Source organism: Domibacillus enclensis (genome assembly GCF_900156125.1).
Taxonomy (GTDB): domain Bacteria; phylum Bacillota; class Bacilli; order Bacillales; family Domibacillaceae; genus Domibacillus; species Domibacillus enclensis.
Window position 1 is genome coordinate 75705 of record NZ_FTLX01000007.1, and the last position, 14749, is coordinate 90453.

Annotated in this window: 13 protein-coding genes; 5 read left to right on the forward strand and 8 right to left on the reverse strand. The window is 46.5% G+C overall.

The genetic code is table 11. The annotated features are described in order from the left end of the window. Window positions 1-96 precede the first annotated feature (96 nt). The 5 genes from BW952_RS14330 to BW952_RS14350 all read right to left on the reverse strand — a co-directional run bounded on the left by BW952_RS14330 (window position 97) and on the right by BW952_RS14350 (window position 6351). Complete coding sequence (locus BW952_RS14330) at window positions 97-1713, reverse strand: ABC transporter substrate-binding protein (protein WP_045850217.1); 1617 nt, start codon at window positions 1711-1713, stop codon at window positions 97-99. 18 nt (window positions 1714-1731) lie between these two features. After that, window positions 1732-2613: a carbohydrate ABC transporter permease gene (locus BW952_RS14335; RefSeq protein WP_045850216.1), complete on the reverse strand. Its 882-nt coding sequence runs from the start codon at window positions 2611-2613 to the stop codon at window positions 1732-1734. Between the two features lie 13 nt (window positions 2614-2626). Beyond that, complete coding sequence (locus tag BW952_RS14340; RefSeq protein ID WP_082084571.1) at window positions 2627-3580, reverse strand: ABC transporter permease; 954 nt, start codon at window positions 3578-3580, stop codon at window positions 2627-2629. A gap of 51 nt (window positions 3581-3631) precedes the next feature. Next, window positions 3632-5125 carry a glycoside hydrolase family 32 protein gene (locus BW952_RS14345; RefSeq protein ID WP_045850214.1) on the reverse strand — a complete coding sequence of 498 codons (1494 nt, stop codon included), beginning with the start codon at window positions 5123-5125 and terminating at the stop codon, window positions 3632-3634. Between the two features lie 251 nt (window positions 5126-5376). Beyond that, on the reverse strand, window positions 5377-6351 hold the full coding sequence (locus BW952_RS14350; protein WP_045850213.1) for a LacI family DNA-binding transcriptional regulator: 975 nt from the start codon (window positions 6349-6351) through the stop codon (window positions 5377-5379). Between the two features lie 151 nt (window positions 6352-6502). Between BW952_RS14350 and BW952_RS14355 the strand changes: the two genes are divergently transcribed. Continuing rightward, complete coding sequence (locus BW952_RS14355; protein WP_045850212.1) at window positions 6503-7645, forward strand: MFS transporter; 1143 nt, start codon at window positions 6503-6505, stop codon at window positions 7643-7645. Between the two features lie 23 nt (window positions 7646-7668). On the opposite strand, the gene BW952_RS14360 is transcribed toward BW952_RS14355, so the two are convergent. Further along, on the reverse strand, window positions 7669-8634 hold the full coding sequence (locus BW952_RS14360; RefSeq protein ID WP_045850211.1) for an EAL domain-containing protein: 966 nt from the start codon (window positions 8632-8634) through the stop codon (window positions 7669-7671). A gap of 217 nt (window positions 8635-8851) precedes the next feature. Between BW952_RS14360 and BW952_RS14365 the strand changes: the two genes are divergently transcribed. Continuing rightward, complete coding sequence (locus tag BW952_RS14365) at window positions 8852-9244, forward strand: thiol-disulfide oxidoreductase DCC family protein (protein ID WP_045850210.1); 393 nt, start codon at window positions 8852-8854, stop codon at window positions 9242-9244. A gap of 189 nt (window positions 9245-9433) precedes the next feature. After that, window positions 9434-9910, forward strand: a complete 477-nt coding sequence (gene chrS, locus BW952_RS14370; RefSeq protein WP_045850209.1) for a chromate efflux transcriptional regulator ChrS — start codon at window positions 9434-9436, stop codon at window positions 9908-9910. A 693-nt stretch (window positions 9911-10603) separates the two neighbouring features. Here the strand turns inward: chrS and ggt are convergent. Continuing rightward, on the reverse strand, window positions 10604-12184 hold the full coding sequence (ggt, locus tag BW952_RS14380; protein WP_045851268.1) for a gamma-glutamyltransferase: 1581 nt from the start codon (window positions 12182-12184) through the stop codon (window positions 10604-10606). Next, window positions 12181-13416 (reverse strand): MFS transporter, encoded by a 1236-nt coding sequence (locus tag BW952_RS14385; RefSeq protein WP_045851267.1) that lies wholly within the window; start codon window positions 13414-13416, stop codon window positions 12181-12183. Before BW952_RS14385 ends, ggt begins: the two co-directional genes overlap by 4 nt. 228 nt (window positions 13417-13644) lie before the next feature. Here BW952_RS14385 and BW952_RS14390 point away from each other — a divergent pair, with 228 nt between their 5' ends. Further along, window positions 13645-14214 (forward strand): chromate transporter, encoded by a 570-nt coding sequence (locus BW952_RS14390; protein ID WP_045851266.1) that lies wholly within the window; start codon window positions 13645-13647, stop codon window positions 14212-14214. Next, on the forward strand, window positions 14211-14741 hold the full coding sequence (locus tag BW952_RS14395) for a chromate transporter (protein WP_045851265.1): 531 nt from the start codon (window positions 14211-14213) through the stop codon (window positions 14739-14741). The genes BW952_RS14390 and BW952_RS14395 overlap by 4 nt, the downstream gene beginning before the upstream one ends. Window positions 14742-14749: the final 8 nt, after the last annotated feature.

Sequence of the window (14749 nt, forward strand, 5' to 3'; positions counted from 1 at the left end):
TACAGCCCACTCCCTTCTTTTCTTTATATGAGCGTGGCGCGACATGTAAAAACGGCGCGATTTCTTTCCCCATCGCGCCGCCCGTTGTTATTCTTTTTATTCAGCGCTTTCCGCGTTTCGGTCGTACCCATCCTGTTTAATTTGAAGCCACGTCTGCAAGCCAAGGCGATCCAGCTCTGCTAAATACTCGGACCATTCAGCTTCCACTGCGCCTGTTTTAATCCATTCGGCACGCTTGCGGTGAACATAGGCAAACAAGTCTGTTTCAATCTTAGACAGCTTTTCAAGCTCTTCTAGTGAAAAGAACACTTTCGGATAAATCTGGTCGGCCTTCATATGCGGCACCATTACGTCCTTCATCAGCTCAAGTCTCCATGCCGCGTCATCCGGCTTCGTTGTGTATGTGCCGTAGTATTCGTCCAGAATCGCAAGCGGACCGCCGATATTTGTTTTTTGTCTTAACTCAACCGGTGCTGCTCCTTCAAGCGGCAGGTGCTTCAGCATATTCGCTTCTTCATCGTATTCAAAAATGTTTTGCTGTGTGTCGTCTCCGTACGTGCCCCAGTTGTTTTGAACGGACTGAACCGGATCGTACAATTGATCGATCCATTTGGCTGTTAATTCAACATTTTGGTTGGCACTCGTAATGACCATCCGGCCACGGTCAAGCCCCATCCCGTTTGTACGGGCGACATTCGTTTCGCCACTCGGTCCTGCAAGTGGATTCATTAACTGATACTTTTCATTCATACCGGTAATATTGGCTTTGTCCCATGTAAAGTAAAGCCCGAAGCGGTCTTCTTTTCCTTTAGCTAAATACGTGTTGAAGTCCTGCTCAAACGCTTCTTCATCAATCAGGCCTTCCTTGTACAGGTCATGAAAGAATGTCATCGCTTCTTTATACCCGTCCTGATTCGCTGTAAAAGTCACGTCTCCCTCGTTCGTGACGACTGTATGATCCCAGTTATCCCCGAGCCCGAATGATCCGAATAAAAAAGCTAAATCTTCTCCGCCTTTATTAATAATGAATGACATTGGAATTTCATCTGCTTCTCCGTTTCCATTCGGGTCCTGCGTTTTAAACGCGATCAGCACTTCTTTTAATTCCTCGGTTGTTTTCGGCATATCAAGGCCAAGGTTATTCAGCCACTCCTGGTTAATCCACGGAAAGGTATCAACAGAATGAATACTTTCCTTGCCTGATCCGAGCTCTTCAATCCAAGGGAACGAATAAATATGACCGTCAGGTGCCGTAATCATTGACTTGTACTCCGGCGCCTGCTCCAGCACTTTTTTGAAATTCGGCATATGTTCCTCAATGACATCTTCAAGCGGAATAATGGCTTCATCCTCCGCCAGCTGCAGCAGCTCATAATCGCTGTATGCCGCATCCAGCACCGCATCCGGCAAATCGCCGCTTGCCATCGCTAAATTCCGCTTTTCAATAAAGGAATCGTTCGTATAGTTTTTCCAGTCAATATGAACACCGGACTGCTCTTCAAGACGCTGGTAGATCAGCTTTTCGTTTGGATCCTCCGGCGCGAGAGGCGAGCTTTGGGTCATGAACTTTAAGGTCACCGTTTCCTTCAGCGGAAATTCAATATTTTCAAGCTCCAGCGCTTCTGTTGAACTGCTGCTTCCCCCGCTGCCGCAAGCCGACAGTAAAACCGCTGCAATCGATAACGTTGACATTACTTTGTATACTTTTTTCATCCCAATCCCTCACTTTTTTTATTTAATCGATCCCACCATGGCCCCTTTTTCGAAATACTTCTGGAAAAACGGATACATAATGAGAAGCGGCAAACTCGAAATAATAATGGACGAATATTTAATCATCTCTGATACTTTTTTCAGCTCGGCCATGGCCAGCTGGTCGCTAATCATGCCTGGCTGTACTTCGTTTTGAATCAAGATGGACCGCAGAACGAGCTGAAGCGGATGCATCGCCGGATCTTCCAAATAAATCATCGCGTCAAAGTATGAATTCCACTGAGCGACAAAGGCATACAATGCAAGAACGAGAATGATCGGCTTCGCCAGCGGCACAACGATTTTAAAGAAAATATGCAGGTCTGATGCGCCGTCAATCCGGGCGGCTTCAAACAATTCCTTTGGGATGGCTTTAAAGTACGTTCTCGCCAAAATGATGTTGAACACACTGACAGCGCCCGGAAGAACAATCGCCCAAATGGTATTCAGCATGCCAAGATCACGGATGACGAGGTAAGTTGGAATTAATCCGCCATTGAAAAACATTGTAATGAGGAAAAACACCATGAAAAATTTCTTCCCTTTAAATCCGTCAATCGCCAGCGGATAAGCGGCCAAAATGGACGTCACAACCGTTACTAGCGCAAACACCCCTGAGTAAAGAAATGCGTTGAAAAAGCCCCGGACAATCGCATCATTTTGAAAGATCCGTCTATACCCTTCCAGCGTCCAATCCGAAGTGCTTAAGTTGAGCCCTTTCCTGAGCAGCACGTTCGGGTCTAAAAAGGAAGCAAGCAGAATATAGAAAAGCGGGATTAAAATAATAAGTGTAAACAGCACAAGCATGAGCTTGTTCGCCACGAGCAGCGCCCGGTCAGACCTGGTATGTTGAAATTGCATCTGGAACCCTCCTTTAATAAAGACCTTCGCCTTCATTCAGCCTTTTCACAACAAAGTTTACAAAGATAAGCAAAAACAAGTTAATAACGGAGTTAAACAAGCCAATGGCCGTTGAATAAGCATAGTCGCCCGCTTGAAGACCAACCTTGTACACGTAAGTCGGAAGAATCTCAGAAGACGGAATATTCATGTCTGTCTGCATCAAATACGCTTTCTCGAAGCCGATCGCCATAATGCCGCCTGCTGCCAGAATAAACAAAACGGCCATCACCGGCTTTAACGTCGGAAGATCAATGTGCCAGATTCGCTGCAGCAGGGATGCTCCGTCAATCGTTGCCGCGTCATGAAGCTGCGGGTCCACATTGGCCAAAGCGGCCACGTAAATGATGGAAGACCAGCCTGCTGCCTGCCAGATGCCGGACAAAATGTACACAGACCGGAAATATTCAGGCTCTGTCATAAAAGCAACCGGCTTATCCATAATAAGCGTAATCATCGTATTCACCATGCCGTTCGGTGACAAAAAGATAAACAGCATCCCTGTAATAACAACGACTGAAATGAAGTTCGGCGCATATAAAATGAGCTGAAGATTTTTCTTTACGCGCTGGCGGCGTACCTGGTTAAGCATAAGCGCCAGCAAAATCGGAATCGGAAAACCAAGTACAAGCCCATAAAAGCTCAGCTTCAATGTATTCATGAAAATATCAAGAAAATTTGGCGAAGTAAGGAAGCTTTGAAAGTGTTGAAGTCCCACCCAGTCACTTCCCCAGATCCCTTTCATCGGGCTGTAATCCTTAAAGGCAATGACAGCTCCATACATCGGCACATATTTGAACACAAACGTCAACAGGACCGCTGGAAGCAAAAACAAGTAAAGCAGATAGTTTTGCATGACGTATTGCAGCACTTTATTTCGCTCTTTTTTTGTTGTTTTTTCAATAACGGATGTCCCTTCCACTACCATCCCTCCTTAACACTATTTTTTCTGTCAACCGGTTTCATATCACTCATACCTTTACGCCCAAATATTTTTTAACAGGTGAACATTTAATGAAAGCAGCTGCACTGATCCTTCTTCGGCAAACCATTCAACCCCGCGGCTGCTGCTGTCTGGAAAAATCAAATCGGTCATCGTCAATTCTCCATCGTTAGCGAACACTTCAACGGATGACCAGTCTACATATACCTTCAGCTTGACCTTGCCGTCCTTCGGCTTCAATTCCGCTTCATGCTTTACAGCAAAATCGCGGTGAAAGTCGCTTTTTCCTGACTGGGACCGGTCTATAAACAGCTTCTGTGCGTTTGCATCATAGCCGACGACCGTTTTTTCAAGAGAACCGCTGCAAAGCGCAAAACCGAATACGCCTGGCTCCTTTATGTCAAATTCAGCTTCAAGCTCATACGCATTTGTTTCAGGCGTGTACACAATCTGATTCCCAGCCATGAACTCATTTCTTTTTAACTCAATCGTTTCTGTACGGAGAGCAGCTGATTCCTTTACAGGAAGCTGACGTAAACGAATGCCCTGTTCCGTCATCGCAAGCGACAGCTCTCTTGGTAGCGTCATGGCTCCGCGCCACGATTTGGACGGCGTCAAATTAGCGTATTTCCAGTTGCTCATCCAGCCGATATAAATTCGTCTGCTGTCGGACTCAGGAAGATCAGACCAGCTGACACCCGCGTAATTGTCCCGTCCGTGATCAAGCCAGAGCGTCGTGTCATGTGAATAGTCATTTTTAAATGTTTGGCCATCAAAATCACCGATAAAATATTGTGTTCTTGACCCTTCCAGGAAGTCGGGATTATCTCCAACACTAACGAGCAGCACCCACTTTTTCAACGCCTCGTTTCCGTTCACCGGAAGCTGAAATAAGTCCGGACATTCCCATACGCCGTCATGAAAGCCTTGATTTTCACCAAATACACTGGCAAGCACCCAGCTTTTCAAGTCAGGAGATGTATAAAAGCTAATCGTTTGGCCCGTCGCCAAAACCATCACCCAGCGATTTGATTCCTCGTGCCAAAACACCTTCGGATCTCTGAAATCAGCTTGATTTTCGTCCAGCAGAACCGGATTTCCCTCGTACCTATTCCATGTTCTGCCGTTGTCTGTGCTGTATGCCAGGCTCTGGGCCTGAAATTTTTCACCGGAGTCCGGCTTCGTTCCGTCATGTGTGAAGATGGCGACCAGTCCGCTTTGCCCACCAAAAAAGCCGGTTGTATCATTCCAGTCCACGACTGCACTGCCCGAAAAGATGGTGCCGATTTCATCCGGCTTTAGTGCAACCGGCAAGTGCTCCCAGTGAATCAAATCAACTGACACCGCATGCCCCCAGTGCATAGGTCCCCACGTGGTTCCATCCGGATGATGCTGGTAAAACAAATGGTACTCGCCGTTGTAATACACCATGCCATTCGGATCGTTCAGCCAGTTCGTTTCCGGCGAGTAATGAAACTGCGGTCTAAATGTTTCTGTGTAAAAAGGTTCTTTCACGCTTATATTTGTCATTGTCCAATTCCTTTCCCTTTTGAATAAAACGCTTTCATTTATTGACTTTATTTTATGTCATCCGGTTTCATATGTCAACCGGGTGACATAAAAAAATTTTTAAAACTGTCACCAAGTAAATTTAAGGTGAATCGCACGAAAGTATCGCCGGTATCTATTATTTACCGCTGATATAAACAGTGGATCGCCAATATGTTGAAGATATCAGCGATAGCAGACGAATATCAGCGGTATGTTCATTTTACTGTTTATTACGTACTAGTCCCTTCAAGCAATTGAACAGGAAACACAAATTCTTTCTGGCTGCCTGGATCAAATATTCCTTCAATTTCTTCTACCAGCAGCTCGACCGCTTTTTCGGCAATATCCGAAATGGGCTGTTGAATGGTCGTTAAGTCAGGGAAAATATCTCTTACAAAGCTGGTGCCATCATAGCCAACCACTTTTAAATTCTCCGGAACCTTTATGCCTCTTTTTCTTGCTTCCGCTATCACCCGGGCAGCTATTTTATCATCACTGGCAAAAATACCGTCAACGTCCGGCTGTTCATCAAGCAAACGGCTGATAATTTCTTCAGCGTTGCCCATCACAGGGATTTCATACGTCAACGCTTCCATTTTATGTTCTTTCATCACGTCTTCATAAGCATCCCGGCGCTTATTGGCAGGGCTGGCCATCTCGCGCGTACCGTTAATATGAAGAATTCGCTTACATTTTTTCTCAATAAGCAACTCACTGGCCAGCCGGCCGCCCTGATAATTATCACTTGAGACAACCGGAATCGTCTCCGACAAATACCGATCAATCGCCACGATAGGAAGAGAATGCTGATAGGCTTTGATCCCGAGGTTATGTGCACCGCTGATAATGCCGTCAACCTGGTTGCGCAGCAGCATTTCCACATACTGCTCTTCCTTTTCCGGCTGGCTGGAGCTGTTGCACAGCAGCACTCTGTACCCACGCTCAAAGCTGGCATTTTCCATATGGAATATCAGCTCTCCGTAAAAAGGATTAGCTGTTGTTGGAAAAATAAACCCGATCAAGTTGGTCCGCTGTGTGTAGAGCGATCTGGCTAAATCATTCGGGATGTAATTCAGCTCCTTCATCGCTTTCGCTACTTTTTCACGCACATCCACGCTTAAGTATCCCCGATTATTTAATACACGGGATACCGTTGTGGGCGACACCCCTGCTAATTTTGCTACATCTTTTATTTTTGGCTTCAATTATGACACGTCCTTAAACCGCTAACTTTCTCTCTATTGTCTCATTGAAAAGACCCCTCAGGCAAGAATGATCCGCTTCGAGATGTAAGTTTTTCTTTTCCCGCTTGCCGCATGCTATAGTAATTGTATTCATTGAACGGAGGCGGCCATTATGCGGGCGTTTGTTTATCTTATCGTCTTTTTTTCTTTTTTTGATTTATTCACGCAGCTGCCGATTATGAGTCCCTTTGCGGAATCGCTCGGGGCAACACCTTTCTTAACCGGCCTTGTTGTTGGAATGTATTCTTTTTCAAACACCATCGGCAATGTTCTGTCCGGATTTTGGACAGACCGAAAAGGCCCCTTTCTTGTTCTGCTGACAGGTCTTTTCACTACCGGCGCGGCTCTTCTTCTTTATCAAGCCGTCTCAGATGCATGGTCCTTGCTGCTCGTCCGGTTTGTTCACGGCTTGCTCGCCGGCCTCATTACGCCTGCTGCCTTTACGTATTTAGCCAACCATACAGCGAACGAGCAAAAAGGAAAAGGCGCTGCGATTTCAGGGGCGTTTGTCGGCATGGCAGCGATTGTCGGACCGGCCTTTAGCGGCATTATGTCAAGCCGGACGAGCGAGGCAGCTGTTCTCGGAGTAACCGCAGCAGCGATGCTTTTACTCGGCACACTCGCTTTTCTTTTATTAAAAAAGCAGCCAGCTCCCGCTGCTCACAATCGATCACTGCCCCCGCCTTTACGTGAGCTTTTCCGAAACACGGGTGTGCTCAAGGCCTTTACCGGCGCTTTTCTGCTCATGTTTTCACAGGGTGTGCTCGCTTATATGCTCCCTTTAAAAGTGACACGGCTCGGGTTCGATGCGCAAACAAGCGGTCTTCTTTTAAGCACCTTTGGTGTCGTCGCCATACTCGTGTTTCTATCGCCATTAAACCGCTTGTTTGACAGGCTGTCACCTGACGTAACGTTTTCATTTGGCATTTCGACAATGGGGGTCAGCCTGTTGCTGATCAGTCAGGCAGAAGCAGACATCTTTCTTTATAGCGTAATGGGATTGTACGGCGTCGGCTTCGCCTTTTTATTTCCTTCGATTAATTCCTTGCTCATCAACACGGTTTCACCGGATGTCCGGGGCCGGGCGTACGGCTATTTTTATGCCTTTTTTTCACTTGGTGTTGTGGCAGGATCTACCGTTACGGGAGGACTCGCTCTCGAACCGTCTCAAGGACTGCTGCTCACAGGACTGCTTCTTTGCGGGGCAGGTCTGCTCGTCATCCTTCTTCACGCAAAAAAAGCATCCGTTCGTTAAGATCGGGTGCTTTTTTGTTCTGGTTAAATAACTTGAATCGCGGCTGCCGGCTTGGCGGAAGGCTTTCCAAAAAAGTAGCCCTGCGCAAGCGGAATTCCCGCTTCACGGCAATAATCGTATTCTTCTTTTCGCTCAATGCCCTCTGCCAGTGTTTTAATGCCCAAATTCGACGCTGTATGCAGAGCTCTGTTAATAAACGCCTGCTTTTCTTCATCCTGATCACAATAGGAGACATATGAGCGGTCAATTTTGATGTAGTCCGGCTTTAGCTGCTCCAGCATTTCAATCGTGGAAAAGCCCGCCCCCACATCATCAAGCGCTACTTTAATGCCTTCTCTTTTATAAACATTCAGCACTTTTTTCAAATGATCCACATCTTCTATTTTTTCTGTTTCCACCACTTCAAACACAAGATCATCCGGGTTCACATTATATTTCTCAATAATATTGAAGGTGTGCCGCAAACAAAATTCCGGATTGTAGATCGTCGAAGGCAAAAAGTTAATAAAGCTTTTCTGACCATCCTGAATGTGTTCCTTGCGCGCCACAATCGCACTTTCCCTCGCCTGCTTGTCCAGGTAAGAATGCATGCCCAATTTTTGAGCGGTATCAAACAGCCGGCCCGGTGGAATAGCGGCTTCTTCATTTGTTCTCAAAAGGGATTCATAGCCGTATACGCTTCCAGACGCCGTTTCAACAATCGGCTGCAAAAAGCTGACAAACTGCCCTTTTTCAATAACACGGATGACTTCTTGATGCGAAAACCATTCCACTACATCGCGGAGCGGAGCTGTTCTGACCGGTGCCTGATCCTCTGGTCTTCCGATCCCTCCCATTAACCCCTTTGCTTGCATAAGCTCAAGTTTTTCTTCCGCTTCCTTGATCGTTTGAAAATCGAAAAAAGACCAGTTTTCTTCATTTGAAATAAATAACCGCCCCGGTTCATAAAAACGAACCGGAATCCGGCATTCTATACAGCTCTCCGCCATGTGCTCATACCCCTTTTGTTGAATTGACTGCAAAAAACGTCATCTATACCCTTAGTCCCCTTTCTATGAAACGTCTAAACTCTTCCTTAAAAAATAAATAAGTATTTATGACTAGTTTACCTTCATTCTACAGTTTGCTGCCTGTTGACTTGTTTAAAGAAAAACAAAAGCGGTTAAACTAAATAGAACTTAACTCTTCGCAAGGAGGAATACGATTATGACAGCAATTGTTTTGTTTGATGGCGACTGCAACTTTTGTGATGCAAGTGTTCAATTTATTATACAGCGTGACTCGAAAGGCTATTTCAACTATGCATCTCTGCAAAGCGATGTTGGCCAAAAGCTTTTAAAGGAACACAATATGCCAGAGGATCTCGACAGCTTCATGCTTGTTGAGGATGGCGAGGCGTATATTAAATCGGCTGCGGCTCTGCGGATTACCCGTCATCTCGACGGTGCCTGGAAGTTGCTTTATGCGCTGATTGTACTGCCTGCGCCGCTTCGTAACTTTGTTTATGACTATATCGCGGCCAACCGGTATAAATGGTTCGGCAAAAAAGACGATCATTGCATGCTGCCATCACCGGAAGTACGCCAGCGTTTTTTATAAGAGCAAGAACCTGCCGCAAAAGCAGGTTCTTTTTTTAGTCAGAAAACCTCCCAAGCCGGTTTCTTCCTTTATGGCAATCCATTATGATAGGGCTAGTCCAGTGGCGATTGCGACAGAATTATTTATTCGTCTCGGCAGATCGTGATACACTAGACCCACATCATTTTTTCATAACGGAGCTGAATCGGTATGGCATCAAAATATAGCATCCCTGACCTAGGCATTGACGAGATCGATAAACAGATTTTATCTCTTTTGCATGAAAACAGCCGAATTTCGTACACAGACATCGCCAAGCAGGTGGACCTTTCACGTGTCGCTGTCCAGGCTCGGATCAATAGTTTAACGGAGCAGGGCGTGATCGAAAAGTTCACGACGGTCATCAACCCGGCTAAAATCGGCATTCACGTATCTGCTTTTTTCAACGTGGAAGTGGAACCTCAATTTTTAGAGCAGGTGGCCACTCACCTTGAAACAGAGCCCGCTGTTACAAGCCTTTACCACATGACCGGCCCCAGCAAGCTGCACATGCACGGGATCTTCACCGACAATCAGGAAATGGAGCGTTTTTTAGCAGAAAAGCTGTACCCGCTGCAGGGTGTTGTCAGCGTGGATTGCCAGATTTTGATTAAACGGTATAAAAGCCGGATGGGTATGAAGCTGTAATGAGTTGATCGAATGACGGCTGAATCCAATTCTGTCCAAGTAGAAAGAAGCTGAGACATAACAATGAGATTGGCTCGTGAATCCGAACGATCTAGTAACTGAAAGCCTTGATGCTTCTTTTTTCTTGAAAAAGCACATACAGGGGCTCCGGGCTGCCGGCTCCGCTTTTCTATGTGGCGAACGCTGAACCAGCCCAAAGTGCGCGGCTGTTTCAGCCTGTCCGCTCGTCACATGGAAGTCTCCGCCGGCCTCCCTGCGCCCATTGTGGTTCTATTGAAGCAGTGAAGATAAAAATGTTTGAAAAGGGCTTGTTTTCAATGACTAACGAATGGATGTATGGGAACCGCTTTCTCTTTTTTACACGAATAACAGAGTGAGGTTTTTTGTTACGCATTCAGAACGCTTCTCTTTAGGTTTTATCAGTTGCTTGTCCTCCCCACGAAGGGCGGCTGGCGCAGGACGAAGACTCGAGAGGGATCAGGGGGGAAGGTGAGATCCACTTTTGGAGCGTAGCGATAAAAGTTAGCTCACCGCCCGCCCCTCCGAACGCGAAGTCCTGCAGAAGCCGCCCTTTCTGTGTTCGCGCAAGCGCATTCACTAAACAATTTACCATCATGAAGAGCTCAAAAGAAAGCCGAATTTGAATCATCCGGCTTTTTCTTTTATCCAGAACCTTTGTCCCTAGCTCTTTCACTATCGCCCAATCGCTGCCCCGTCTCCCCTCGGATCGACGCCGCCGTGCAGAAACCCCTGTTCATCACGCACAATTGCGTTGGCGTGCCCCATAATTTTATCAACTGCTTCAACACGGTTCACTATATGGCCTGCTGCTGCTAGTTTTCCGGCGACTTCATCTGCCACTCTGCTTTCAATCTTTAGCTCCTGTGTATCCTCTCCCCACGTTCTCCCCCATACAAAGCGCGGCTCACTGATTGCCTGCTGCGGGTTCATACCGTAATCAATTATTCGCGTAATAATCGCCGTTTGTGTCTGCGGCTGTCCTTCCCCGCCCTGCGTTCCGTATAAAATAGCCGGCCTGCCGTTTTTCATCGCCAGTGCAGGCATCAGTGTATGAAAAGATCTTTTATTCGGCTCCAGTGTATTCACGTGATCCGGCTCCAAAGAGAAAAATGATCCTCTATTTTGCATCGTAATGCCTGTGTCTCCAGCGACAATGCCTGAACCGAATTCAAAATAAAGACTTTGAATAAAGGAAACAGCGTTGCCTTCTGCATCAACAACGGCCGCATGCGCTGTATCGCTTCCAATCGGCTGAGTGAAGGGATCACTGGCTTGATCCATGCGAATGTCTCCAGTCATTTCTTTTGCATACGACTTGCTCAGCAGTTTATCCAGTGGAATAGGACTGAAATCCGGATCGGTTAAAAACGCATTGCGGTCCTGGAAGCTTCTTTTCAGCGCTTCTACGAGCAAATGATAGTAGTCATACGAGCCGTGTGGAATAGCGCTAAGATCATAATTCTCTAAAATATTCAGTGCCATCAACCCAACAAATCCCTGTGAGTTCGGCGGCACCTGGTGCATCGTGTAGCCGCGATACGTGGACGAAAGCGGCTCCTCCCAGCTGCCACGGTGCGCCGCAAAATCCTCCACAGTCAGCAGCCCGCCCTTTGCCTGCAAAGAAGAAATGATTCTTTCCGCCAGCTCTCCTTCGTAAAAATCCTTTCGTCCCCTTTCGGCCAGCTGCTTGAGTGTATGTGCAAGGTCCGCCTGGATAAACCGCTCATTTATGTCCGGCACACGGTTTTCCGGGAGAAAAACAGCCGCCATGTCCTGGTCCTTTTTTAAAACATCCACATTTTTCACCGTATTCACGTGATGGTCTTCGGAGAGCGGAAAGCCGTTCGACGCATATTCAATTGCAGGTGCCAGAACGTCCGCCAGCGGCATCGTTCCATATTTCTTCAGGACCGCATCCCAGCTGTTCACCATGCCGGGAACGGTAATGACACTTTTAATTCCGCGAAATGGGATAGACGCGCAGTCAGCATACTGCTCTCTTGTAACACCGGCACCTGTACGGCCGCTGCCATTATACGCGCTCACGTCGTTGTCTTTCGCACTATAGGCGAGCCAGAAGGAGTCACCGCCAAGGCCTGTCATATGCGGATACACCACCGCCAGGCAGGCACTGACCGCAATAGCTGCATCAAAGGCATTTCCTCCTTTTTCGAGAATCGCATTCCCCGCCTTTGACGCTAAATAATGCGGACTGACCACCATCGTTTTTGTGCCGACAACCGCTTTGTTCATACCGCTTCCTCCCCCTTTGTATAATCAATATCTGTTTCCTCGACGTACCCTTTGTTATCCGTGAACATGAATAAAATGGCTCCGAAAATCAGTAAAGCACCCGATAAATAAAAACCAAATTCCAGCTGCCCTGTTGCATCTGCGAAAAATCCAGTAATGTACGGTGCAAAGATCGACGATAGCATTCCGCTAAAGTTAAAAAAGCCGTACACTCGTGAATACATCGAAGGCGGTGTAATATCGGCCATGTACGAAATCAAAACCGGATCAAGCGCCAATTTCCCTAAAAGCCCATATAAGGCAAGACCGACAAGCAGAAGGGAATAATTCTCCGTGTACGGAATGGCAAACTGGCAAGCGGCTCCTGCAAGTGCAAGCGAGATAATTAACGGTTTTCTATTTTTAATTCTATCAGACAAAAAGCCAAACAGAATAGCTCCTGGAATCGACGCCCATGGAACAAGTGATGCAATGATGCCCGTTTGCGAAGCCTCTACACCTCTTACAGTTTGCAGGTAATACGGCAGCCAGGTCAGCATGCCAAAAAATCCGTATAAAGAGCAGAAAATCAAAACGTACACGAGAATATGGTTTTTTGTGAACAGCTTTTTCATATCTAATTTTTCCGATTGCCCCGCAGCCTTTGCTGCTGCTTTCTTTTTGTGCGTGTCATCCCGGACAAAAACAGCAATCAAAATCGCCACAATAATCGTCGGAACCGCAAACACATAAAACGGATACTGCCACCCTTTGTTTAATGTATATGTAAAATAACTCGACGCCATAAATCCGAGTGAGATCCCGAATGCCATGCCGCTGTTGATAAGAGCAGAAACAAGTCCGCGATATTTTTGCGGTGTAATCGTAGACGAAATCCCATATTGAGAGCCATAGTATGTTCCTTCTCCCAGCCCAGTGATCGCACGCATCATTAAAAAGATCAGAAAGGTTGTCGCCGTGCCGCTTAAATACGTCGCAACGCCAAACACTAAATAACCAATGACCAGCACTTTTACCCGGCCGAATCTGTCAGCCAGAAAGCCTGTTGGAATCTGCATCGCGGCATATGCGGCAAAAAAGACCGTAGACATTAACCCAAGCTGAGATTTATCAAGACTCCATTCTTCTCCAATGCTCCCCATAACAGGCGATAGAATATTCCGGTCGGCGTACATAAAAACCCAGCCGAGGAAAAAGAGGAAAATAACAAAAGCAGGATGTGTTTTCTTCATATTGATGAGCCCCTTTTCAATTTGATAGAACCATCATAAAAAACAAATCCCTAAAAAAACTCTTTTCAGATAGATAATCTGACACAATTTTTTTCGAAACGTAATCATTTCATCTTTTTTTATTACCATTCGAATGTTAATATATAATTATCAAAACAAATAGTACAAATGATATGGAGGCGTTCTCATTTCATAATGGAACGTTTTTCAAACAGAAAGGATGATTAGATGAAGCAACGGGATATTTTTATCGCTTTTTTCCGAAGCAGCATGCTCGGCTACGGCGGCGGTCCGACGACGATACCGCTTGTACAAAAGGAAGTGGTGGAGCGATTTAAATGGATGGACAATGAAGAGTTTGGCGATATTCTGGCCATTGGCAATACATTGCCCGGTCCTATTAATACAAAAATGGCCGGTTATATCGGCTACCGGATCGGCGGCATCCCCGGAACGATTAATGCCATTTTAGCCACGATTTTGCCGACCATTCTCTTAATGATTATTCTTTTAACAACGCTGACCGCCTTTAAAGACCTGGCCTGGGTGCAGGGAATGACTCGGGGCGTGCTGCCGGTTGTCGGGGTGATGCTGGCCGTTTTGACGAAGGATTTCCTGCAAAGCTCAGTGAAGGGGCTGAAATGGGCAACGGTCGTGCTGCATGTTGTTCTTGCTCTTCTTTTCATTGAATTTCTTCACGTCCATCCTGCTATTATCATTGCCGCGTTGCTGATCTTTGCTTTTTTCAAGCCGGTTCCAAAAAAAGAAACAAAGGATAAGAAAGGGCGGCTGGCATGATTTATTTACACATTTTCTGGGTTTTTCTTATGACGAATCTGCTTGGCTATGGCGGAGGTCCTGCCACCATTCCCCTCATTCAAAAAGAGGTAGTGGACCGGTACGGCTGGATGACCGTTCAAGAATTTAATGAGGCGTTTGCGATGGGAAATGCGCTGCCGGGTCCCATTGCAACGAAAATGGGCGGTTATATCGGGTTTCAAGAAGGCGGCTGGCTCGGAGCGGTATTAGCGGTTCTAGCGACTGTCACACCTTCTCTTCTTTTAATGATTACGCTGATGGGCATCTTGTATAAAAATCGGACAAATCCGCGCGTAAAGCGAATGACCGCTTATGTAAAGCCAACCATCGCCGTTTTGCTCGGCGTCATGGCATTCCAGGCGTTTTTTGATTCATACGTGCAAATGAGCATTCTTCATATCGTTATTCTCGCTGCCGGCAGCTACTGGCTGATGGAAAAGAAAAAAGTCCATCCCGGCCTTGTTGTCCTGTCCTCTCTTCTATATGGTGCCGTTCTGCTCTCCTAACAAAACAA